Origin of the sequence: Methylocystis heyeri, from assembly GCF_004802635.2 — a bacterium.
Taxonomy (GTDB): Bacteria; Pseudomonadota; Alphaproteobacteria; order Rhizobiales; family Beijerinckiaceae; genus Methylocystis; species Methylocystis heyeri.
In genome coordinates this window covers 966,997-988,440 of sequence record NZ_CP046052.1, presented here as the reverse complement: position 1 = coordinate 988,440, position 21,444 = coordinate 966,997, and the positions used below count along the sequence as shown (strand labels likewise).

23 protein-coding genes and 1 pseudogene are annotated in these 21,444 nt (G+C 62.9%); 8 read left to right on the top strand and 16 right to left on the bottom strand.

The window, feature by feature from the left end:
* Positions 1 to 116: 116 nt before the first annotated feature.
* Both H2LOC_RS04430 and H2LOC_RS04425 read right to left on the bottom strand, forming a co-directional pair.
* Positions 117 to 868, bottom strand: a pseudogene (locus H2LOC_RS04430) (IS5 family transposase).
* Positions 869 to 1,043: 175 nt separating this feature from the next.
* A complete protein-coding gene (locus tag H2LOC_RS04425) occupies positions 1,044 to 1,880 on the bottom strand; it encodes a tetratricopeptide repeat protein (RefSeq protein ID WP_246206980.1) in 837 nt (278 codons plus the stop codon).
* Positions 1,881 to 2,212: 332 nt separating this feature from the next.
* Here H2LOC_RS04425 and H2LOC_RS04420 point away from each other — a divergent pair, with 332 nt between their 5' ends.
* Both H2LOC_RS04420 and H2LOC_RS04415 read left to right on the top strand, forming a co-directional pair.
* Complete coding sequence (locus H2LOC_RS04420) at positions 2,213 to 2,938, top strand: hypothetical protein (RefSeq protein WP_136495286.1); 726 nt, start codon at positions 2,213 to 2,215, stop codon at positions 2,936 to 2,938.
* A 238-nt stretch (positions 2,939 to 3,176) separates the two neighbouring features.
* On the top strand, positions 3,177 to 3,851 hold the full coding sequence (locus tag H2LOC_RS04415; RefSeq protein ID WP_136495285.1) for an alpha/beta hydrolase: 675 nt from the start codon (positions 3,177 to 3,179) through the stop codon (positions 3,849 to 3,851).
* A gap of 126 nt (positions 3,852 to 3,977) precedes the next feature.
* Here H2LOC_RS04415 and H2LOC_RS04410 read toward each other — a convergent pair whose 3' ends face one another.
* The 3 genes from H2LOC_RS04410 to H2LOC_RS04400 form a co-directional block, all read right to left on the bottom strand.
* Positions 3,978 to 4,160 (bottom strand): hypothetical protein, encoded by a 183-nt coding sequence (locus tag H2LOC_RS04410; RefSeq protein ID WP_136495284.1) that lies wholly within the window; start codon positions 4,158 to 4,160, stop codon positions 3,978 to 3,980.
* 59 nt (positions 4,161 to 4,219) lie between these two features.
* Positions 4,220 to 4,852, bottom strand: a complete 633-nt coding sequence (locus tag H2LOC_RS04405) for a redoxin family protein (protein WP_136495283.1) — start codon at positions 4,850 to 4,852, stop codon at positions 4,220 to 4,222.
* Positions 4,853 to 4,913: 61 nt separating this feature from the next.
* Positions 4,914 to 6,023, bottom strand: coding sequence for an anhydro-N-acetylmuramic acid kinase (locus H2LOC_RS04400; RefSeq protein WP_281350549.1), 1,110 nt, complete (start codon positions 6,021 to 6,023; stop codon positions 4,914 to 4,916).
* A gap of 456 nt (positions 6,024 to 6,479) precedes the next feature.
* Here H2LOC_RS04400 and H2LOC_RS04395 point away from each other — a divergent pair, with 456 nt between their 5' ends.
* The 3 genes from H2LOC_RS04395 (at position 6,480) to H2LOC_RS04385 (ending at position 8,706) form a co-directional block, all read left to right on the top strand.
* Entirely contained in the window at positions 6,480 to 7,202 is a 723-nt protein-coding gene (locus H2LOC_RS04395; RefSeq protein WP_136495281.1) for a cold-shock protein, read from the top strand.
* Between the two features lie 79 nt (positions 7,203 to 7,281).
* Positions 7,282 to 8,139 (top strand): nucleoside triphosphate pyrophosphohydrolase, encoded by an 858-nt coding sequence (gene mazG, locus H2LOC_RS04390; RefSeq protein WP_136495280.1) that lies wholly within the window; start codon positions 7,282 to 7,284, stop codon positions 8,137 to 8,139.
* Between the two features lie 12 nt (positions 8,140 to 8,151).
* Positions 8,152 to 8,706: a cytochrome b gene (locus tag H2LOC_RS04385; RefSeq protein ID WP_136495279.1), complete on the top strand. Its 555-nt coding sequence runs from the start codon at positions 8,152 to 8,154 to the stop codon at positions 8,704 to 8,706.
* A 50-nt stretch (positions 8,707 to 8,756) separates the two neighbouring features.
* Here the strand turns inward: H2LOC_RS04385 and hflX are convergent, their stop codons facing one another.
* The 6 genes from hflX to H2LOC_RS21680 form a co-directional block, all read right to left on the bottom strand.
* Positions 8,757 to 10,085 (bottom strand): GTPase HflX, encoded by a 1,329-nt coding sequence (gene hflX, locus H2LOC_RS04380; protein ID WP_136495278.1) that lies wholly within the window; start codon positions 10,083 to 10,085, stop codon positions 8,757 to 8,759.
* A 130-nt stretch (positions 10,086 to 10,215) separates the two neighbouring features.
* The gene (gene hfq, locus H2LOC_RS04375) at positions 10,216 to 10,476 is read right to left on the bottom strand and encodes an RNA chaperone Hfq (RefSeq protein ID WP_136495277.1); all 261 of its coding nucleotides are present in this window, start codon (positions 10,474 to 10,476) and stop codon (positions 10,216 to 10,218) included.
* 209 nt (positions 10,477 to 10,685) lie between these two features.
* Positions 10,686 to 10,982, bottom strand: a complete 297-nt coding sequence (locus tag H2LOC_RS04370; protein WP_136495276.1) for an HdeA/HdeB family chaperone — start codon at positions 10,980 to 10,982, stop codon at positions 10,686 to 10,688.
* Between the two features lie 15 nt (positions 10,983 to 10,997).
* Complete coding sequence (locus H2LOC_RS04365; RefSeq protein WP_136495275.1) at positions 10,998 to 11,300, bottom strand: HdeA/HdeB family chaperone; 303 nt, start codon at positions 11,298 to 11,300, stop codon at positions 10,998 to 11,000.
* A 172-nt stretch (positions 11,301 to 11,472) separates the two neighbouring features.
* The gene (locus H2LOC_RS21685; protein WP_425487333.1) at positions 11,473 to 11,694 is read right to left on the bottom strand and encodes a LysR substrate-binding domain-containing protein; all 222 of its coding nucleotides are present in this window, start codon (positions 11,692 to 11,694) and stop codon (positions 11,473 to 11,475) included.
* Positions 11,622 to 11,792, bottom strand: coding sequence for a hypothetical protein (locus H2LOC_RS21680; protein WP_246207246.1), 171 nt, complete (start codon positions 11,790 to 11,792; stop codon positions 11,622 to 11,624). The genes H2LOC_RS21685 and H2LOC_RS21680 overlap by 73 nt, the downstream gene beginning before the upstream one ends.
* A gap of 176 nt (positions 11,793 to 11,968) precedes the next feature.
* Here H2LOC_RS21680 and H2LOC_RS04355 point away from each other — a divergent pair, with 176 nt between their 5' ends.
* Positions 11,969 to 12,346, top strand: a complete 378-nt coding sequence (locus H2LOC_RS04355; protein WP_136495273.1) for a DUF4345 domain-containing protein — start codon at positions 11,969 to 11,971, stop codon at positions 12,344 to 12,346.
* Between the two features lie 74 nt (positions 12,347 to 12,420).
* Here H2LOC_RS04355 and ntrX read toward each other — a convergent pair whose 3' ends face one another.
* The 5 genes from ntrX to dusB form a co-directional block, all read right to left on the bottom strand.
* The gene (gene ntrX / locus H2LOC_RS04350; protein ID WP_136495272.1) at positions 12,421 to 13,785 is read right to left on the bottom strand and encodes a nitrogen assimilation response regulator NtrX; all 1,365 of its coding nucleotides are present in this window, start codon (positions 13,783 to 13,785) and stop codon (positions 12,421 to 12,423) included.
* Positions 13,785 to 16,058, bottom strand: a complete 2,274-nt coding sequence (locus H2LOC_RS04345) for a sensor histidine kinase NtrY-like (protein ID WP_136495271.1) — start codon at positions 16,056 to 16,058, stop codon at positions 13,785 to 13,787. The genes ntrX and H2LOC_RS04345 overlap by 1 nt, the downstream gene beginning before the upstream one ends.
* Before the next feature lie 81 nt (positions 16,059 to 16,139).
* Positions 16,140 to 17,639 (bottom strand): nitrogen regulation protein NR(I), encoded by a 1,500-nt coding sequence (ntrC, locus tag H2LOC_RS04340; protein ID WP_136495270.1) that lies wholly within the window; start codon positions 17,637 to 17,639, stop codon positions 16,140 to 16,142.
* 103 nt (positions 17,640 to 17,742) lie between these two features.
* A complete protein-coding gene (locus tag H2LOC_RS04335; RefSeq protein WP_136495269.1) occupies positions 17,743 to 18,873 on the bottom strand; it encodes a two-component system sensor histidine kinase NtrB in 1,131 nt (376 codons plus the stop codon).
* A complete protein-coding gene (gene dusB, locus H2LOC_RS04330) occupies positions 18,870 to 19,892 on the bottom strand; it encodes a tRNA dihydrouridine synthase DusB (protein ID WP_136495268.1) in 1,023 nt (340 codons plus the stop codon). Before dusB ends, H2LOC_RS04335 begins: the two co-directional genes overlap by 4 nt.
* A 130-nt stretch (positions 19,893 to 20,022) precedes the next feature.
* Here dusB and H2LOC_RS04325 point away from each other — a divergent pair, with 130 nt between their 5' ends.
* The gene (locus tag H2LOC_RS04325; RefSeq protein WP_136495267.1) at positions 20,023 to 20,604 is read left to right on the top strand and encodes a hypothetical protein; all 582 of its coding nucleotides are present in this window, start codon (positions 20,023 to 20,025) and stop codon (positions 20,602 to 20,604) included.
* An 82-nt stretch (positions 20,605 to 20,686) separates the two neighbouring features.
* Positions 20,687 to 21,262, top strand: coding sequence for a hypothetical protein (locus H2LOC_RS04320; protein ID WP_136495266.1), 576 nt, complete (start codon positions 20,687 to 20,689; stop codon positions 21,260 to 21,262).
* Positions 21,263 to 21,444: the final 182 nt, after the last annotated feature.

The window sequence follows — 21,444 nt, the reverse complement described above, 5'->3', positions numbered from 1 at the left end:
AAGCGCCTTCGGTTTCGACGGAATCAAAATCGGCGCTCGAGGTTCCTGATTGATGCATTTTCCGGGTCGTCGGGTGTTTCCACCCGACTTGAAAATGCTCTAGGGCTTGTTGAGATTCATCGCGAATTGATGAGCGCGGCGGCGAGGCGGATCATGGCTGTGAAGCTTTGATCGGTTTTGTCGGCGCGCAGGGCGATCCGCTTGAACTCCTTGAGTTTGCCGAAGAAGTTTTCGATGAGGTGACGGGCTTTGTAAAGCTCGATGTCGATGGCGAGAGGCGCGTTTCGTCTTGGATGTTGGGAGATGACGATTTGCGCGCCGCGCTCGTTCAGTTCGGCGACGATCCAGTCGCTGTCGAAGGCCTTGTCGGCGAGCAGCGCGCCAAATTCGACGCCCTCGATCAAAGGCGCGACGCCGACCGTGTCGAAGCGTTGCCCCGGCAGCAGAACGAAGCGGACCAAATTGCCGAGCGCGTCGGTGAGCGCGAGGATTTTGGTGGTCCAGCCGCCTTTGGATTTGCCTATGGCCTGGCCCTGAGTCCCCCTTTTGCGCCCTGTCCATGGCGGTGGACCTTGACGATGGTGGCGTCGATCATGGCGTATTCCATGTCTGGATCGTCCGACACGGCGTCAAACATCCGCTTGAACACATCGGCCTTCACCCAATCGCGAAAGCGTTTGAACACGGTGTTCCACTTGCCGAAGGCGGGAGGCAGATCGCGCCAGGGGCTGCCCGTGCGCGCAATCCACAAGATCGCCTCTAAAAACAATCGCCCATCGCTCCCGGTCCGGCCGGGATCGGAGGGCTTGCCAAGACAAAAGGGCTCCAGCTTCGACCATTGGCCGTCCGTCAGACAGAATCGGGGCATTGCAAACTCCTTTCGGAGCTTGAATCATCCTTCCACCAAAATGGGAATCCTGATTCTCAACAGGCCCTAGAGCGTTTCCAGCCGAAGTGGACGCCGGTTCGGCGTGGGAAACGCGTCAAAACAAAAGCTTAGAGCGTATTCGTGTTTCCATGAAACATGAATGCGCTCTAGCGCGCTACTGCGCCGAGGGGGCTGCGCCCGCCGCGGCTTTCTTCGCCAGCAGCTTCTCGACGTCTTCCGCCCCCTTTCGGGCCGAAGCGAGGTCCGGCTTGAGCTTCAGAGCCGCTTCATAGTCCTGCTTCGCGCGCTCGAGATCATGCTTTCCACGCCAGGCGTTGGCGCGGTTGAGAAAGGCCGCCGCATTGTTTGGATCGAGCTTGATCGCCGCGTCGTAGGCCGCAATGGCCTTGTCGTAGTCCCCGGCGCCGTGCAGCGAAAGACCGAGATTGTTCTGCGCCTGAGACGATTTCGGCTCCAGCTTCGCGACCTCGGCGAGATCGGTTTCGGCGTGGGCGTAGTCTTTCTTCGATTGGTAGTAGGCGCCTCGGGCTGCGAGGGCGGCCGTCGAACGCTTGTCCAGCCTGACCGCCTCGTTGAGATCGGACAATTCCTTTTCTGGATCGCCTTTCTGCCGCCATGCGAGAGCCCGCGCCGCGAGAATCTTGGCGTCCTTGGGCGAGAGCTTCAGCGCCTCGTCGTAATCGGCGATGGCGCGGTCATATTCCGCCTTGGCGTAAAACACCCCGCCGCGCCCGAAATAGGCGGCCTCGTCCTTGGCGTGGGCTGCGATCGCCGCACTATAATCCTTGAGGGCGTTTTCGAGATCGCCCTTCGCCCGATAGGCCGCGCCGCGCCCGGAGAGGATCGCCGCCGAGCCTGGATCGACCTCGAGAGCCTTGCCGTAATCGGCGATGGCCTCGTCCAGCTTCCCTTTCAATTGATAGGCGCTGGCGCGATTGGCGTAAGCTGCGACCTTATTGTGCTTGGATTCCTTGGCGATTCTTTCGATCACCTGCGAACAGCCGGAAATCCGCGTCTCCGGGTCCGCGCTGCGACATCCAGACCATGCGTCTTTCGCTCCGGCGGCTGGGATTGTCGAAAGGATAAAAGCGGCTGCCATTGTCGCGCGGGAGTGGAACAAACGCATCGGGGTCACCTGCTGGGTGGCGATCGTCGCCAAAGTAGACTATTTTTATAGCTTATTGAGGCCCGTTCATAAGCGCAACGAAATTCGTTTACCGCTCGCTCCCGCGTGTCGCCCGCGATTTCGGTTTTCCACAACTGGCCAGATTTCGAACGGCAAAGTTAGGATGGCGGCGCTCCGGGTTTGTACGGGAGAGTGAGATGTTGGCGAACAAGCTTGAAGTCGTGCGCGACGACCAGAAGACGGCCGACCTGATCAATCTGCAGGAACTGCAACGAAAGCTCTCTGTCGGCCTCGCGAAGAACCGCACGGATGCACCGCCCGCCGCCCGCCCCGACCTGCCCGCCGCGCTCGAGCTGATAGCAAAGGCCGCCGGAGCCGTGGAACTGATGGACAAGCGCGCCAGGGACATCGAATCCTGGGCCCTTTCCACCATCCGCCAATTGCGCGGCGAGCTTGCCTCCGCGGAAGGCCGGACGGCGGATATGGAGGATCGCGCCCGGGAAACGGAACAGCTCCTGCGCGAGCTTCAATTCAAGCTGAACGCCGCCGAGCAGCGCGCGGCCCGAGCCGAAGACCGGGTCGCCCGCGCGGACGAGCGCGCAGACAGGACGGAAGAAGCGCTCCGCGAGACCGAAACGCGCGCGCTGAGATGCGAGGAGCTGCTCGCGCGGGCCGAGGAGGAACTCAAGAAAGCCGGAACCAGAGCCCTGAGGGCGGAAGAGCGCGTCGCTCACGCCGAGGAACGCGCGGCCCGAGCCGAGGAAGGCGCCAGCAATACGGAAGCGTGGCTGGAACATGTTCATGAGATCATCATCAGGAACCTGTCGGGCGCCGTCGGGATTCTGGGAAAAATCAATCCCGAAGCGGACGTCGCCGTGGAGATGAACAAGAAAGTGGCCGCTTTGCCGACCCGCGAAGGTTGAGGGCAAGCAGCCGCCGGTTGCGCGGAACTTGAGGAATTTCAGGGACGCGCCGACGGTCTGACGTCCGCCGGCCTTTTCCACGTCGAAAATGCTTGCTTTTTCAGCTACGCCTCATGCTAGAAGCGTAAGCGCGCGAAAATTTTCATTAACGCGCGACGCGGTTTCTCCATAAGTCGCGAGAAAATCAAAGTTTTAGGGAATAGCCGGACGTGGGCCGGCATTCCTCGAGGGGAACCTGATGCCCGAAGTCATCTTCACCGGACCGGCAGGGAGGCTTGAAGGCCGCTTCCACCAGTCCGCGACGCGCGGTGCGCCTATCGCCATCGTGCTGCACCCGCACCCGCAGTTCGGCGGGACGATGAACAATCAGATCGTCTACCACCTCTATTACGCTTTCGCGGAGCGTGGCTTTTCGGTTTTGCGATTCAACTTCCGGGGCGTCGGCCGCAGCCAGGGCGCCTTCGACCATGGCGCCGGCGAGCTCTCCGACGCCGCGGCCGCGCTCGATTGGGCCCAGGCGGTCAACCCGGAGGCGCGCGCCTGCTGGATCGCCGGCGTTTCGTTCGGGTCGTGGATCGGCATGCAGCTGCTGATGCGCCGGCCTGAAATCGAAGGCTTCGTATCGGTAGCCCCGCCCGCGAACCGCTTCGATTATTCCTTTCTCGCCCCCTGCCCCTCCTCGGGCCTGTTCATCCACGGCGACCTCGACCGTGTGGCTCCTCTGAAGGAAGTCACCAGCGTCATCGAAAAGCTCAAGACGCAAAAAGGCATCTCGATCGAACATGCGGTCGTCAAAGGCGCCAATCACTTTTTCGAAGACAGGATCGATCCCCTGATCGCGGAAGTCGACGCCTATCTCGATAAAAGGCTTGGCAACCCGCCCCGGATTTCGATCCCCGCGCGCAGCGATTAAAGGGAAACCGGCCCTATGGCTCACCCTCCCCTTGAGGGGGAGGGATCCGGAGCCCCTCGCTCCCGGGAGAAATGTATGCATTTGCTAGCCGCTACGTGGGCGGCGCTTCAGCGTATTTCAACAAAATCATAAAAGCGGGAACCACACCCCTCTGGTCGAAACCACTCCCGTGTTCGGCCTTACATGAGCCTCGTCGAGGGTGGCGACGTCGATTTCTTCGATGATTTCGCATATCTCCCTGTTACCGAAGACCGGGGCCACTTCGCTCCCGAAGATATGTCGGGCGTCCTCCTCGTCGTATGCGGTCACGCCGCATCCTAGGCTGAGAACGGATGGGCAAAACGGGGCATTGACGCCGCAAAGGCCCATCAGCCCTTGCGCGAGTGCGCCTCCGTGTCCCTCGATGCGGCGGACTTCAAAGCGGGGACGATCCGCTCCTCGATCGCCTCACGATCCAGAGGGCCGAGGATCGAGAGTTCGACCACGGGTCCGGGCGCGATCACATAGGTGGCCGGCACGCCGCGCGCCCCCAGGGCCCGCTGCAGATAGGCGTGGCTGTCGGCGCCCACGGCGCGATAGGGATTGCCGCGCCGGGAGAGGAACTCCCGCGCATGTTCCGGCTCGTCCTTGACATTGGCGCCGAAGATCGGCGCGATGTCGCGCGCCGCGAGATCGACCAGAAGAGCGTGTTCCTCGCGGCAGGGCGGACACCAGCTCGCCCAGAAATTGAGTATCGACCGGCGCCCGGCGAGGTCGGCGCTCGAAAATCCGGGCATCGCCGAACCGTCCGCCCTCTTCAGCCCGGGTACGCCGGCGAGTTCGAAATCCCCCAGCTGAAACGGATTGAACAGGCGCGCAGCCATGTCCTTGCGCACCCAGATCTGGGCCGCGAGCATCGCTCCCGCCCCGAGAGCGGCCCCAGCGGCAACGCCGACGATGAGCCCCCTTTTCGAGATCGAAACCCCTTGCTGCGATGCAGCATCACTCCCGTCTTTTTTCATCGCGCTTTCCTTCGTCCGCATCCTCTGCACGCCTTGAATGCCTTCTCTACCGCGCCCAAAATTAACCATTCGCCCTGGCCAGGACTCCGCCTGGGGTCGGCTCGGATACGCCTGTCGTAGTGGGAAAAGTCAAAGGCTTTCCCTCCAGCACACGCGCAGCGAGAAAGCCGAAGGCCTGAGCCTCCAGGAAATCGGACGACCAGCCGACCACCTCGGCGGTCGTCACCTTGCACGGCAGGCGCATGACCAGCTCCCGGACCAGGATCGGATTCCGCGCTCCGCCGCCGCAGACGATCAGGAGCTGGGGTTCTTTGGGCAGATGCGGAAAGAGCCTCAACACGGACGCGGCCGTGAAAGCGGTCAGTGTGGCGGCGGCGTCCTCAGTTGAGAGATTACGTATTATATCAAGTGAAAAAGTGTTTCTGTCTAAAGACTTTGGCGGAGACTCCTCAAAAAATGGATGAGCTAGAAGTCGGAGCAGCGCAGCCTCGTTCACGCGGCCCCGCGCGGCCGTATGGCCGTGGCGGTCGATCGGCGCCCCGGTGCGCTGGAGCATCAGATCGTCGATGAGGGCGTTGCCGGGGCCGGTGTCGCAGGCGATCGGCTCGGCCCCGTCGGAGATATAGCTGACGTTGGCGACGCCCCCGATGTTCAGCAGAGCGACCTCGCCGCGCAGCCCTCCCGCCACAACCAGGGCGCGATGAAAAACCGGCACGATGGGCGCTCCCTCCCCGCCCGCGGCGATGTCGGCGGCGCGGAAATCGTAAACGACGTCGACGCCGAGACGGGAGGCCAGAGCCCGTCCGTCGCCGATCTGGATGGTCAAACGCTGCTTTGGGCGGTGCAGCACGGTCTGGCCGTGAAAGCCCACAATGTCGACGCTCGCCGGGTCGATCGCATGTTCACGGATGAGGGCCTCGACCGCCTCCGCATGCCTTTCGGTCACCATCCGCTCGGCGACGGCGAGAACGCCTGGACGCGCGTCGCGGTCGTCGAGGATCGCGGCCTCGGCGAGCGCTCCGCGCAACAGGGCGCGATCGGAATCGGAATATGGGAAGGCGGCCGTCGGGCCGAAGGCGATGCTCGTTTCGCCGTCCGTTTCGATGAGGGCGGCGTCCACGCCGTCCATCGACGTCCCGGACATGAGGCCAATGGCGCGATAAATGGGCAACGCTGCACTCCTACGCTCGAAACTCTCACGCTTACCGCCCTGACAGTATCCGAGAGTTTGAAAGAAAAGCTTTGCATTTGCCCGGAGCTTGGCGGCCTTTTTGGGACGCCTGCGCGCCGGAAACGCCGCTTCCCCCAGCCGGCCCGCCGAGCGCATAGGCCCTTGAAAACATGACCGGAGAGGCTAACCTCCTGAGCCTTGGGCGCTATTCGCGCACCGCGCGCTCCCGGCCGCATGAGCGATTTTAACGCGAATAGCCATATTTCGCGAGAAAATCGCTGGCCAACAGGCCCGGGATTCTGATACAGGTATAGGGGCGCGGGACTATATGACATCCAACTGGCACATCCCCATCAAACCGTTTCGGCCGCCGCCGCGAGCCGAAAGGTTTACGCTTGGGCGTATTGCATATGGCATAGCGGTCTTGCCGTTTTTGGCGGAGACGAGCAGGTAGACATGAGCAAAGGTAAGGATTTCCGGGGGCCTAGGAAACGTGGCTTCGACGACGACGGCCCCTATAATTACGATTCCCAGCGACAGAGCCGGCAGCCGCGAAGCGCTTTCGGCGGCGGAGGCGGCTTCCCTGATCTCCCGCCCCCGATGTCCTCGGAGCCGGCGGTCGACGCGGTCGTCAAGTGGTTCAAGTCCGACAAGGGTTTTGGCTTCGTCGAGCTCGCCAACGGCACCGGCGACGCGTTTCTTCATATCGGGGCCGTGCAATCCGCCGGTTACGAAACCCTGCCTCCCGGCGCCAAGCTGAAGGTTCAGGTTAGCAATTCCGTGAAAGGCCAGCAGGTCTCTCGCGTGCTTGAGGTCGATCTTTCGGGAGCCCAGGAACGTGCGCCTGCTCCGCGCGGCGGCGGCTTCGGCGGTGGCGGCTTCGGTGGTGGTGGTGGTGGCGGCGGCTTCGGCGGCGGCGGTTACGACAGCCCGCGTCCTCCGCGTCGTCAGACGCCCGACCTCTCCACCGCCGTGACGGTGGCCGGTAAGGTGAAATGGTTCGACGAGACCAAAGGCTATGGTTTCGTGCAGTCCAACGACGGGGGCAAGGACGTGTTCGTCCATATCTCCATCCTGTCGCCTTCCGGCGTGAACCGCCTCGCCGAGGGCCAGCCGGTCACGATGCAGGTGGTCGATACGCAAAAAGGCCGCGAAGCGGTCTCGATCACGCTCGACTGATCCGCGCCAGCGCGACATCCGACGCCGCGACGCCTTCGAGGTTTCGCGGCGTTTTTTATGTGACGCTGCGCCGCCGGCAATGGACGCCTCCATGAGCACAAGCCGCCTGATAGAAATCATGGCCGCCCTTCGCACGCCGGGAACCGGCTGCCCCTGGGATCTGGAGCAGGACTTCTCCTCCATAGCGCCCTACACGATCGAGGAAGCCTATGAAGTGGTCGACGCGATCGAGCGCGGCGACATGGAAGATCTCAAGGATGAATTGGGCGACCTGCTGCTTCAGGTGGCCTTTCACGCCCGCATGGCCCAGGAGGCCGGCCTGTTCGATTTCAAGGACGTGGCCGACGCGATTTGCGAAAAGCTGGTGCGCCGGCATCCTCACGTCTTCGCGACAGGAGAGGCCCTCACTTCCGAGGGAGTGGCGGCCAAGTGGAGCGAGATCAAAGAAATAGAGAAAGCCCGGCGCGCCGAGCGGAGAGCGGCCCGGGACGAGAGCGCCCTCGCCGAAAGCGCAACCCTGGCCGGCGTCCCTCTCCCGCTCCCTGCGCTGACCCGCGCCATAAAGTTGCAGCAAAAAGCGGCCAAGGTCGGGTTCGATTGGGCCGACGCCCGGCTCGTGCTGGAAAAGCTGCGCGAAGAGACCGCTGAGGTCGAAGCGGAGCTTCCGGCGCAACCCGGTTCGGAGCCGTCAGCGGCGCTCGGAGAGGAGATCGGCGATCTGCTCTTCGTCGTCGTAAATCTCGCCCGGCACGCGAATGTCGACCCCGAACAGGCCTTGCGCGGCGCCAACGCCAAGTTCGAGCGGAGATTTCGCCACATCGAGACGAGCCTCGCCGGCGCCGGCCGAACGCCCGGGGAAGCGACGCTCGACGAAATGGAAGCGCTGTGGGTCGAGGCCAAGCGATTTGAAAAACAAAAACATTCGCCGTCGAAATAAGGAGGCCAAACCATGACCGCATCACAGACATCGGAAAGATACAGCGCCCCGGCGCAATTGTTTCATTGGCTCTCAGCCCTGCTGATCGGCCTCGCCTGGCTTCTGGGCCAATTGCACGGCAAATTCCCCGCGGGAGAGCCCCGCAGCCTCGCAGGCCTGGCGCATATTACGGCGGGCCAGGTCGTTTTGATCCTGCTGCTGCTGCGGGTGCTGTGGCGCTTCGTTTCGCCGCCGCCCGCCAAGGAGGCGCATTCGGCCAGCGTCTGGGCCGACCGCGTCTCCGCCCTGACCCAGTCGCTGCTTTACCTGTTGCTTCTCGCCATCCCCATCGTGGGCGTGCTCACGGTTTTTGCGCATGGCAAGCCCTTGCCGCTTTTCGGATTGGGGGCGATCCCCTCCCCATGGGTCAAGGACAAGGAGTTCGGGCACAAATTGATGGAAGTTCACGAGTGGCTCGCGAACGGGCTGATATTGCTCGCCGTCCTGCACGCCGGCGCGGCTCTCGGCCATCATTTCCGGCTCAAGGACGATACGCTGAAGCGAATGCTGCCCAAATGGGTCGGCTGAATCCACGCCGCCCACCGGATTCAGGCGTTCCGCCTGAATCCCTCGGGCCTTCACACGGCGACGGTCGCGGCGGGAAAGCGCCGGGCGAGTTCGCCGTAGCGCTCGGGCGCCACACGAACCAGCAGCTTCAAATCCCCTTCCGGCGTCGGCTCCCGGCTCAGCACCTCGGCATGGGCGTAGGTCCAGGCCAAGCCCTCGCCATCGGCCCGGTTTAGCGTCAAGGCGAGGGTCACGCGGCCGCCGGCCAGCAGATTTTCCACCCGCTCCAGCAGGGCTTCCAGCCCCTCTCCGGTCAGGGCTGAAACCAACGCCGGGCGTTCCGCGCCCGGCTCGCGCCGCGCCGACAGGCGCAGGCTTTCCAGACGCGCCGGATCGACGGCGTCGATCTTGTTCCAGACCTCGATCGTCGGCTTGCGGTTCTCGCCGGTGAGGCCGAGCTCTTCCAGTATCGCCTCCACATCCCTGCCCTGGGCCTCCCAATCCTCATGGGAGATGTCGCGAACATGCAGGATCACCTCCGCCTGGGTGACTTCCTCCAGCGTGGCGCGAAAAGCGGAAATCAGCATTGTGGGCAGGTCCGAGATGAACCCCACCGTGTCCGAGAGCAGCGCCTTGGCCCCGTGCGGCAGCTTGATCTGGCGCAACGTGGGGTCCAGCGTCGCAAACAGCAGATTTTCGGCGAACACCCCGGCGTTGGTCAGGCGGTTGAAGAGGGTCGATTTGCCGGCGTTGGTGTAGCCGACCAGGGCGACGACCGGATAGGGAACGTCCCGCCGGACCTTGCGATGCAATCCTCGGGTGCGCTTGACCTTGTCGAGATCGTGCTCGATGCGCCGCATGCGCTCCTCGATCAGGCGGCGGTCGGTCTCGATCTGGGTTTCGCCCGGGCCGCCGAGAAAGCCGAAGCCGCCGCGCTGGCGCTCGAGATGGGTCCAGCTGCGCACGAGGCGGGACTTTTGGTATTCGAGGTGAGCGAGCTCCACCTGCAGCGCGCCTTCCTTGGTGCGGGCGCGCCGTCCGAAGATCTCGAGAATCAGTCCGGTCCGGTCGATGACCTTGGTGTCCCAGGCCTTCTCCAGATTGCGTTGCTGGACCGGTGACAGCGGACAATCCATCGTGACGAGGTCGATCTCGGCGGATTTGACCAGTTCGGCGATTTCCTCGACCTTGCCCTTGCCGATGAAGGTGGCCGGGCGCACCTCATTGAGGCTGACGAGGATCTCCCCGCGGATGTCGAGATCGATGGCGAGGGCGAGACCCGCGGCCTCGGCCAGCCGGGCCTTGGGATCACGAACGGAGGCTTCCTTGGGCGGCCGCGTGGGATAGGGTCCTATGACGAGCGCCCGCGTCTTGCTCCCCTCGCCTTCCGTGGGGAGCATCAAGCCCGCTGATTTTACTTCGTTCACCCCTTCCCCAGCCTTTCCGTTGCAGCCGGCGCATCTGCGGGCGATTCTTGGGCCCCGCGCCGGAAGCACTTAACATAAGGCTGGCATGCGCAATCGTGAAGGCTCAACGCTTCTCCGCCGCGCCTTCGCCGTCTTCGCCGGGTTCGAACATATGGATCGGGTGCGCCGGCATTATGGTGGAGATGGCGTGTTTGTAGACGAGCTGCGAGTGACCGTCCCGCCGAAGCAGGAGGCAGAAGTTGTCGAACCAGGTGACAATTCCTTGAAGCTTGACCCCGTTGACGAGGAAAATCGTGAGGGGAACTTTGTTTTTCCTAACAAAATTCAGAAAAGTGTCTTGCAGGTTCTGCGCGCGCTCCGACATCGGCTATCCTGTTCTTGTTGTTGAACGCGCCAACGGCGTCGTCTCGAGTTCGTTGTCTCGATTCCAGGCGATAATTTAGCATTAGAGCGCGAGCGCTGGCGAGGCGCAAGAAGGTCTTAAATCTTTCCTTGCGGGCAAAACGACGCGTGTGCGCGCGAGAGGCACGCAAAGTCCCTCTCGCGCGCGGAATCGACCGCAAAACGAACCGCCTATTTGGCGAGCTTTTCGATAGCCTTGAAAAGCGTTTCGTTCTTGTTCTTGCCGCGCTTGCAGAAGCCGAGGACCTTTTCGGTGTTCCTCTTCTCATAGCGCATGTCGATGGTGGTGAAATTCTTGGTGGCCGAAAAATAGCCGCGCATCCAGTTCGCGATGAGCGCCTGCCTGTCGGGCGGGGCGTCCAGGAACTGCTTACAGGAGATCAGCGACATATCTACGGAAACCTGCGCCTGGGTAGGCAGGGCCGAAAAAGCGGTCGCGACGATGGCGATAGCGATAATCTTGCGCATTTTTCCCCTCGATCCTTATTTCATCTTGTCGACTGCGCGCTGCAGTCCCGCCATGACGGAATCCTTGGGGTTCGACGCGCACCAGGTCTTGACGTTTTCGATGTTCTTGACGAGACCGTCGAGATCGACGACGGTCGAGTTCGTTTTCTGGTTGTAGTAGCCGCTCATCCAGGCGGCGAATTTAGCCTCCTGATCGGGCGGCATTTTCAGGAATTGATCGCAGGTGACTTCATTCATCTCGATCATGACCTGCGCTTGGCTCAGCGATGGCGCGATGGCCCCCGCAAAGAAGCTCAGGCCAATGAGCAGCCTTTTCATTCGACTCTCCATAGAAAAACACTCTAGACAAAGGCGATCCTACAATGCGCTTGAGCTCAGCGCCAAGGGCGAGTCGCCATATTTCCTCCATAAAGGGATCTAATTTCTAAAGGCTGTTTGGAATCCGCAAATTCTATCTCTCAAAAAACCGTGTCGATCGCGGGGATGCGCCTCAGGCCGGCGTCTCCTCTTCGACCGCCAGAATATGTCCCATCAGGGCCTCGGCCGCAGGTGAATGGGTGCGGCCCCGCTTCCAGACGAAACCATAATTCAATCGAATCCACGGCGGGTCGATCGGCAAAATCACGCAATGGCGCCTTTTCAGCTCGTTTTCGAGTAGCGCCGGCAGGGAAACCGAAAGGCCATCGCTGGCGAGAACGACATCCCGCGCCAGGCTCTGACGTTGAATTGGCCGATGTCGTCGCCCCAGATGACGGGAATGTTCGGCTTCCTGCTCTGCGACGGAGCGGCCTGGGCGGAATGCGCCATCATGAGCGCTGCGCCCAAGCAAAGCGTCAGCCGGCGGAACTGCCTCCAATACATCCGACGCCCCCGTTTGCCGAATTGAACGCGGGGGAGCCGGCGACAAATAGCAGGGCTAGCTCGGCCGCGGTCTCGACCCTTTGGGGCTCAAGGGCCGCGGCGGAGCCTCGAAATTGGAAAGCGCCATGCAAATCAAAAAACTCTATCTGGCGTTCGCCTTTGCAGCCGTTGCGATCATCGCAACGCTCTACGGCCTTTCGCCGCATTGGTTCGCCAGGACTTTTCTCGATGTTCCGGATCTCGACGTCAGCCTCGCGCATATCCTGCGGGCCGTGATGGGCCTTTATCTGGCCTTCGGCCTGTTCTGGCTCTATGCGGCGTTCCATGACCGCTATCGCGACGCCGCCGTGCTGTCGACGGTCATCTTCTGTGCGGGCCTCGCCTCCGGGCGCCTCATCAGCTTCGCCGCGGACGGACGGCCCGCGCCGCTGCTGCTTCTCTATGCGGCGATGGAGTTCATCCTTGCGCCGATCGGCCTTTGGGTCTTGAAGCGGCCCGACTGAGCCGGGGCGCCGAAAACCACGCGAAAGCCGCAGTACACAAGCCGAATGCGCTTCACCTCATCGAGCCGGCGCGATCATTCTATGGACAGGGATTTCAGCTTCCTGTGCAGAGCGGAGCGCTCCATTCCGATGAACTCCGCGGTTCGCGAAATATTGCCGGAAAAACGATTGAGCTGGGCGATCAGATATTCCCGCTCGAAAACTTCCCGGGCCTCGCGCAGGGGCAGGCTCATCAGCTTTTCGCCGCGCACGCCGGCCGGAGTCGACGGCACCAGCTCGCCCACGTCCGGCGGCAGCATTTCCGCGGTGATCTCCGCGGTCGGGTCGCCCGACGTCAGAATCATCAGCCTTTCCACATTGTTGCGGAGCTGGCGGATGTTGCCGGGCCAGTCGTGCAATTGCAGCACTGCCAGAGCGTCTTCGCTGATTCTGCGGCGGGGCATGCCCGAGGCCGCCGACATGCTCTCCATGAAATACTGGATCAGCTCGGGGATGTCCTCGCGCCTCTCGGCCAGAGAGGGAACGCGAAGCGGCACGACGGCGAGACGGTGGAACAGATCCTCGCGCAGCGTCCCCTCCTCGACCGCGAAGCCGAGGTCGCGCGCCGAGGAGGAAATGATGCGGACATCGACTTCCACGCGCTGCGTTCCTCCCACGCGCTGGAAGCTCTGATCGACCAGCAGGCGCAGGAACTTGGCCTGCGTATCCCTCGGCATGTCCGCGATTTCGTCGAGAAACAGCGTGCCGCCGTGCGCCTCCTCCAGCGCCCCGATCTTCTGTACGCCATTGGCGCCCTCGAGCCCGAAAAGCTCCATTTCCATGGTTTCGGGCGTGATGGTCGCGGCGTTGATCACCACGAAAGGCGCTCCCGCGCGCGCGGAGGATTCGTGAATGCAGCGCGCCGTAAGCTCCTTGCCGACTCCGGGCGAGCCGGTGATCAGGACGCGCGAATTGACCGGCGCCACCTTGGCGATCATCTGCTGCAATTGATGCGCGGACAGCGAGCTGCCGATGATCCGGTCCTGAGCGCCGGCGCGCTGGCGCAGGGCCGAAAGCTCCCTGCGAAGCTGAAACGCCTCCAGCGCGCGCTCCGCGACGAGCACCAGCCGGTCCGCCTTGAAAGGCTTTTCGATAAAATCATAGGCGCCCATGCGGATGGCGGTGACCGCGGTCTCGATGTTGCCATGGCCGGAAATCATGACCACCGGCAGGCTCGAGTGCTGTTTCTGGATCGCCTCCAGAACCTGCAGTCCGTCGAGCCGCGAGCCCTGCAGCCAGATATCGAGAAAAACCAGATGCGGTCGGCGAGCGGCTATGGCTGCGAGGGCCTCGTCGGCGTCCTTCGCGATTCGGGTCCCGTGACCCTCGTCGCTCAAGATGCCGGCCACCAGCTCCCGGATGTCTTCTTCGTCATCGACGATGAGAATGTCGCTCGCCATTACACCCCGCTCTTTTCGCTCTCGGCCGCCATCGCCTCGGCGGCGGCCGGGGCCGCCTGCTTGTCCGTGGCGGGAATCATCAACCGCACGCAGGCGCCCCTGCCCTCCGGCGCGTCCAGCAGCTCCAGCCGCCCTCCATGATCCTCTATGATTTTGGCGACAATCGGCAGGCCGAGGCCGGTGCCCTCCGCCCGCGTCGTCATATAAGGCTCCAAAAGGCGTTGCCGGTTGACCGAAGGAAAACCTTTGCCGTTGTCGATTACATCGAGCTGCGCCATGCCTTCGTGCTGGCGCAGTGAAATGCGCACCACTCCCTTTTCGATCTGGCCGCCCTCACTTTGCTGCATTTCGTTCCAGGCGGCTATGCCCTCGATCGCGTTCTTCACGATATTCTGTAGCGCCTGCGACAGCAGCCGCCGATCGAACAGCGCCTTGAAGCCCGCTTTCGGCATATCTTCGACGATCTCGATGTCGGCGTTGCCGACCCGCATGAGAAAGGCGATCTGCCGGACGCATTCGCAAAGATCGTCGGAAACGAGCCGCGCTTTGGGCATCCGGGCGAAGGAGGAGAATTCGTCGACCATGCGTTTGATGTCGTCGACCTGACGCACGATGGTGTCGGTGCATTGATCGAAAATATCGCGATCCTGGACGATCAGCTTGCCGTATTTTCGTTTCAGCCGTTCGGCCGAAAGCTGGATCGGGGTCAGCGGATTCTTGATCTCATGGGCGATGCGCCGCGCGACGTCGGCCCAGGCGGAACTGCGCTGCGCCGCCACGAGATCGGTGATGTCGTCCAGCGTGACGACGAAGTTGAGCTCGCGCTCCACGCCTCGCGCCGAGGTTACGCGAATGTTATAGGTCCGCTCGCTGACTCCGCGTTTGATCGTCAGCTGGCTCTGAATCGCCCGAGGAAACACTTCCGAAGCGTCCTTCAGAAGCGGGATTATCTCCGGCATCGCCTCCTGGGCGCGCGCGCCGACGACGCCCCCGGCCCTCTTTCCGTCCCGCCGCAACAGTTCTTCGGCAGAACGGTTGACGACGTTTATCGCCCCATCCGAGCCGACGCCCAGAACCGCGGCCGGAACGCCCGCGAGCACGGCCTCGGTGAATTCACGACGCTCGTCGTTGATGCGGTTGGCCTCGAGGAGCCTGCTCTGCTGGAGATTCAGCTCGGTGGTCATCTTGTTGAAGACGTCGCCGAGGCGCGCCATTTCGCCGTGAGAGCGGTCGACGTCGACCTGCACGTTCAGATTGCCCGCGGAAACCTGATCGGTCGCCGCGATCAGCGTGCGGATCGGCGCGACCAGACGGTTGGCGAAATCCAACCCGACCCAGACCGACGCGAGCAGCATCATCGTCGTCAGCAGCGCATACATCGTCACGAAGGCGCGCTTGACCCGGGCTCCGAAAGCTTCGAAGGCGTCATAATTATTGATGAGAATTTCCGCCTGTTGCGGAAACTCCACCGCGAAGGGATCGATCGCCCGCGTGACGTAAAGGAAGGTGTCCGGAAAGGAGTTCAGGGATCGGATCGCGACGAAGGTCTTGTCGTCGTCGATCAGCAGGCACAGCCGCTCGCCGCGTCGGGCGTTGTCGAATTCGGTCTGCGGCGGCGCGATGATGATTGAGGAGGCGGCGCCGGCGATATTCACCCGGTCCAGGATTTCTCCCGTCGGCTTCACCAGCGCCGCCGCCGAAAACCCCAGAAACCTCGCCCGTTTGGCGAAATATTGGTGAAACCTGACGCGGTCGACGATGAAAAGACCGCTCGCGTCGTCGAGATCGGAGGCGGTGAGCTGCGCCTCCTGCAACAGCGCGCCGCATTGGGTCTCTCGAAAAACCCTCGCAGCTTCCGCGGTGTTGTGGACGAAACCCTTCAGATTGGCCATGATCGCCGGGTTCAGCGCGCGATCCAGGCTCACCGAGCCGACCACCGCCAAAATCAGCGCCGGCGCCAGCGCGACGACGGAAAAAAAGCCCACCGTGCGCACATGCAGCCGGGCGGCCGCTTCTCCGGCCCGCCAGGCCTTGAAGAGGGTCCAGGACTGGCCGAACACCATGGCGGCGAGGATGACCAGCGCCGCGCCGTCGACGATGTAAAGGGCGAAAAGCGTATCGCCGTTGGGCGTCAGGGGGCCGAACTCGGCCATGACGAGGAATGTCGCCAGCGCGCAGGCGACGGCGACGACGACGACGATCGGACCGAGCCAGGGCCTGAAAGATCGTCTCTTGCGCGGCGCGGCGCCGGCCTGTTCTCCGGAACTGAGCATAAGCCTGTATAAGCCGGCCGCCCAAGGCCCGCAATCACAGGTCTTGGGCCGCAGCGGCGCCGCGCTCTCGACGAAATCCACTCAACGCGGCGAGCGCATCAGCCTGATGTCGAGGTCGTTGACCTTCTTGCGCAGCGTGTTGCGATTGAGGCCGAGCAGCTCGGCCGCCTTGATCTGATTGCCGCGCGTGGCCGCGAGCGCCGCCGAAATCAGCGGGATCTCGATTTCCCGGATGATGCGGTGATAGAGCCCGGGCGGCGGCAGCTGATCGCCGAAATCGCGAAACAGCTTGGCGAGATGCTGTTCCACCGAGCCCGACAAGGTCAGCCCATTGTCGAGTTCGCGGGTTTGCGCCCCCGCGGGCGCCGACGCCGGCGCAGCCGCGCCCAACGGCATTCTATCGGCGAGGAGCCGGGAGCTGGTGTCCTGGTCGAGTTCGCTTTCGATCAGCTGCTCGGTCACGACCTCCTGCGGATGGAGCGCCGTCAGCCGGCGGATCAGATTCTCGAGCTCCCTGATGTTGCCGGGCCAGCGATAGCGCTTCATGCGGTCGAGCGCGGCCTGCTCGATGTATTTCTGCGGCAATCCCTCGCTGACCGCGACCTTGAAGAAGTGATTGACGAGATCGGGAATGTCCTCGGCGCGCTCGCGCAGCGGCGGCAGGCGCAGCGGCACCACGTTGAGCCGGAAATAGAGATCCTCCCGGAACAGGCCCTGGGCGATCAGGGTGCGCAGGTCCTTGTTGGTCGCCGCGACGATGCGCACATTGGTCTTGATCGGCATGCGCCCGCCGACCGTCGTATATTCGCCCTGCTGCAGCACGCGCAGCAGGCGGGTCTGCGCCTCCATCGGCATATCGCCGATTTCGTCGAGGAACAGCGTGCCGCCCTCGGCCTGCTCGAACCTTCCGGCCGAACGCTGGGCGGCGCCGGTGAAGGCGCCTTTCTCATGGCCGAACAGCTCGCTTTCGATGAGATCGCGGGGGATCGCCGCCATGTTGATGGCGACGAAGGGGCCTTTCTTGCGCTTGCCGTAGTCGTGCAGCGCTCTCGCCACCAGCTCCTTGCCGGTGCCGGACTCGCCGTTGATCAGGACCGTGAGATCGGTCTGCATCAGGCGCGCCAGCGACCGATAAATCTCCTGCATGGCGGGAGACCGCCCGACCAGCGGCATCCCCTCCATCTCCTCGGGCGGAGGGCCTTCGGCGCCCTTGCGCGGCTCCGACATGGCGCGGCCGACGATTCCCACCAGCTCCTTCAGGTCGAAGGGTTTGGGCAGATAGTCGTAGGCGCCCCGCTCCGAGGCCCGGATCGCTGTCATGAAGGTGTTCTGCGCGCTCATGACGATGATCGGCAGCTCGGGCCGCAGCTTCTTGATGCGGGGAAGCAGCTCGAAGGCGTTTTCGTCCGGCATCACGACGTCGGTGACGACCAGATCGCCCTCGCCCGACTGCACCCAGCGCCAGAGCGTCGCCGCCGTGCCGGTGGTGCGCACCTCATAGCCGGCGCGGGAAAGCGCCTGAGCGACCACCGTGCGAATTGCGGCGTCGTCGTCGGCAACCAGAATTTCGCCGCGAGTCATGGGCGTCGTCTCCAACCCTTAAAGCTCATCCGCCTTTCCAGAACGGTTTGCGCCGATGTTCCGAAAGCGACTGCGATATTCGGGACCTCGGAACGCTCGGATTCTAACGATAGGTGGGCATCAATATTCGAAAGGTAGTTCTTCTCGGGTGGGATTCGCATTCGATGACGCCGCCGTGGTCATTTACGATCTTCGCCACAAGTGCAAGTCCGAGGCCAGTTCCAGAAGACTTGGTTGTGACAAAGGGTTCGAACAAATGGCTCGCGATGTCCTCGGGCACGCCGGGGCCGTTGTCGCGAACCCTGAATTCGAGCGGGAGGCCGATGGGACGGTCCGAGCCGTGCGGCCTCAGGCTGACGCCGGGGCGAAAAGCGGTCGACAGCTCTATCTCGCCGTCGACGGCGTCGCCGATCGCTTCAGCGGCGTTTTTGACGAGGTTCAGGAAAACCTGGATCAGCTGGTCCCTGTTGCCGGCGACCGGCGGAAGCGAAGGATCGTAGGTTTCGACGAAGCGAATATGACGGGCGAAGCCGCTGCGCGCGACCTGCCGCACATGGTCCAGCACCGTGTGAATATTGATTTTCTCGCGCTTCAACGGCCGTTGATCGGAAAAGACCTCCATCCGGTCCACCAGGCGGACGATGCGGTCGGTTTCCTCGCAGATCAGCCGCGTCAAAGCGCGATCCTCGTCGCCCAGCCCGGCTTCCAGCAATTGTGCGGCGCCGCGAATTCCGGACAGAGGGTTCTTGATTTCATGCGCGAGCATGGACGCCAGCCCGGAAACCGAGCGCGCGGCGCCCCGATGCGTCAGTTGTCTGTCTATTTTATCGGCAATTGTACGTTCTTGCAGCACAATCAGGACGCCGCCGTCGGTATTGGCCAGCGGAGCGCAATGCACATCCACGCGGCGATCGCCGCCCGGCCCCGGCCGGCCGAGGTCGACCTTATATTCATTGATGGGCCCGGCGCGCTCCCGCACCTGATCGATCAGCGCCAGAAGCGCCGAGCCGAAAGGCAGCAGCCGTTTGAGCTTCTGGCCGACGAGCAATGATTTGCCGATTTCGAAGAAAGCCTCCGCCGCGGCGTTGGCGTCCGCGATCTCTCCGTTGCGGTCGACGGCGAGGATCGCCTGCGGCAGGGTCTCCAGGATGCAGGAACGGTTGTCGTCCGAGCCCAGCACCGGCAAGGGCGTCTTGATGCGAGGAAAGATTTTGACGTGGCCCGGCTGTGTCATGCGGCTGCCTCGCATTCGGGATTTTCGAAAAGCTGATGGATGAGACGCCGCGCTTCCTGCGGCTCCTCGGAGGTGAGAACGGCCCTGCGCAGATCCGACCCGGCGGAAAGGCCGGCGTGCTCGGCATAGGCGGAAAGATGCTTGCGGGCGTGGCGGAGGCCGGCGACCTTCCCCATCGCGCCCAGCAGGCTGTCGAGATGTTCGAGCGCGAGCTCGCCCCGCTGCCTGAGCGAAGGCTGCGGACGCAGCCGGCCCGTAGCAAGATAATGGGAAATGTCGCCGATCAGCCAGGGCCGGCCCACCGCGGCGCGCCCGACCATCACCGCGTCGGCTCCGGAAAGGCGAAGCATTTCCTTGGCCGCTCCCGGGCTGTCGCAATCGCCATTGGCGACGACCGGTATGCCGACCGCCCGCTTGACGGCGGAGATCGCCTCCCAATCGGCCTGGCCCTTGTAGAACTGCTGCCGGGTGCGGCCGTGAACCGTCACCAGCGCCGCCCCTTCCGCCTGCGCTCTCAGCGCGAGTTCGGGGGCGTTGCGGGAGGAATCGTCCCAGCCCAGCCGCATCTTCACGCTCACCGGGGCCTTCACCGCCGCGACTGCGGCGGCGATCAGCCGCGAGGCATGGTCCAGATCTCGCATCAGAGCCGAACCGGCGAGACCGCCGGTCACCCTTTTGCAGGGACAGCCCATATTGATGTCGATCCACTGTGCGCCGCTGTCGGCGGCCTTTCGAGCCGCGAGGGCGATCCCCTCGGGGTCTCGCGCCGCGATCTGCACGATACGCAGGCGGGAGCCCTCGCCTGAAAGGCGCAGCCGCGTCTCCTTGTCGTCGCGCGCGACGCCGGCGGCGGTTATCATCTCGCTGACCGTAGCGGCGGCGCCGAAGCGCTCGGCGATGCAGCGCATTGCCGAGTCGGTCACGCCCGCCATCGGCGCGAGAAAGGCGCGGCCATGCAGCGCAAGGCCTCCGACGCGGATCGCCGCGTCATTCTCGCCTAAGGATTTGGCATAATTCATCGTGCTTATATCATAAGCAATGCCTTTCGCAGTTGCAATATTAACGCGCAACGAAATTGCCGCATTGCCGACGGCGCAGCCCAAGACTAATGTCCGGCAATAGATTTTGGGTGTTTTTGGGAGAGTTGAAATGAAAAATCGCCGCGCGCGTCTGCTGGCGTGCGCCTTCTCGCTTCTGGCGGCATCGGGGCTCGGCCTTTCCGGCGCTGCAGCCCAGACCGCGAGCCCCGGCCTCGGCTATCCGCCCGCCACGGCGCCGAACAGCTTCGGCAACGGCTATTATGCAATGGCGGGCGGCGGACTGACGTTCATCGGGGCCAATTCCTCGACTGTGGCGCTGACCACCGCCACATTCGCGAATTACTACGATCAAACCAACGGCGCCGGGGCTCTGCTGAGCCTTTATGTCCGCTACAGCACCACCAAGGATTGCAGCGGAAACGCCGGCGGCTCAGCGTTGGGATGGTTCGAAACCAAAGCCGGCCAGAGTTTCCAAAGCACATATCCAGGCGGATTTACCCTTAAGCCTCCAGCGCCCGGCCAGTATTGGTGCCTGATGGGCGATGTGTCGATCCAGGGCAACCCGACCTCCTATTACTTGACGATGATCGCCTACACCGCAAATCTCATCAGCGGCACAGTCCCCAGCACGGTTTCGGCCGGCGTGCAAGCCGTGTCCGGCGCCGTGCCCCCGATCGGGCATCTGCCATAAGCCGAGCGATCGCGCGCAGCCTGCGACGAGAAGCCGAAGGCTGATTTCACCGCTATGAAATCTTATTTTCAGGAGAGCTGATATGAAACATCGCCGCGCGCGTCTGCGTGCCTGCGCATTCTCGCTTCTGGCCGCCTCAGGGTTTGGCCTTCCCGGCGCTTCGGCCCAGACCGCGGGCCCAGGCCTCGTCTACCCGCCCGCCACGGCGCCGAACAGCTTTTTCAACACGCTTTATATTACTGCGGGCAACGCGCTGACGCTGATCGGGCCCAGTTCCTCCACCGTGGTGCTGACTTCTTTCTCATTCGATAATTGGTACGACAATGGCGCGTCGGCGGGCTTGCTGCTTTATGTCAACTACAGCACCGCCAACGATTGCAGCACAAGCGCTGGAAGCACCTGGCTTGGACGCTTCGAGTCAAAGCCGGGTCAGACCTACCAGAGCGCCGTTGCCGGCGGAGTTACGTTGAAGCCGCCAGCCCCCGGCCAGTACTGGTGTTTGGTAGGGTACCTAGCGATCCAGGGCAACCCAAGCAGCTATTACGTTCCTACGTTCGGCTATACCGCCAATCTCATCAGCGGCGCGGTACCGCACACGGCCACCGCCGGCGTGCAAGCGCTGCCCGGCGCTGTTCCTCCGATAGCGCATCAGCCATGAAGCCGAAGGACGGCGATGGCCCGGTCGGCTGGAGTCTTTCCCGTTTGGATTGAACCGGCAAGACTCCAGTTTCCTTGTCTGATCGCATTTTCTTCACGCGAACCGGCATCCGCTTCGCGCGAACCCGCGCTAAGTCCTGAAACCGGAAATGCCGGGCTTGCCGGCAGCGCGGCCAAACACTA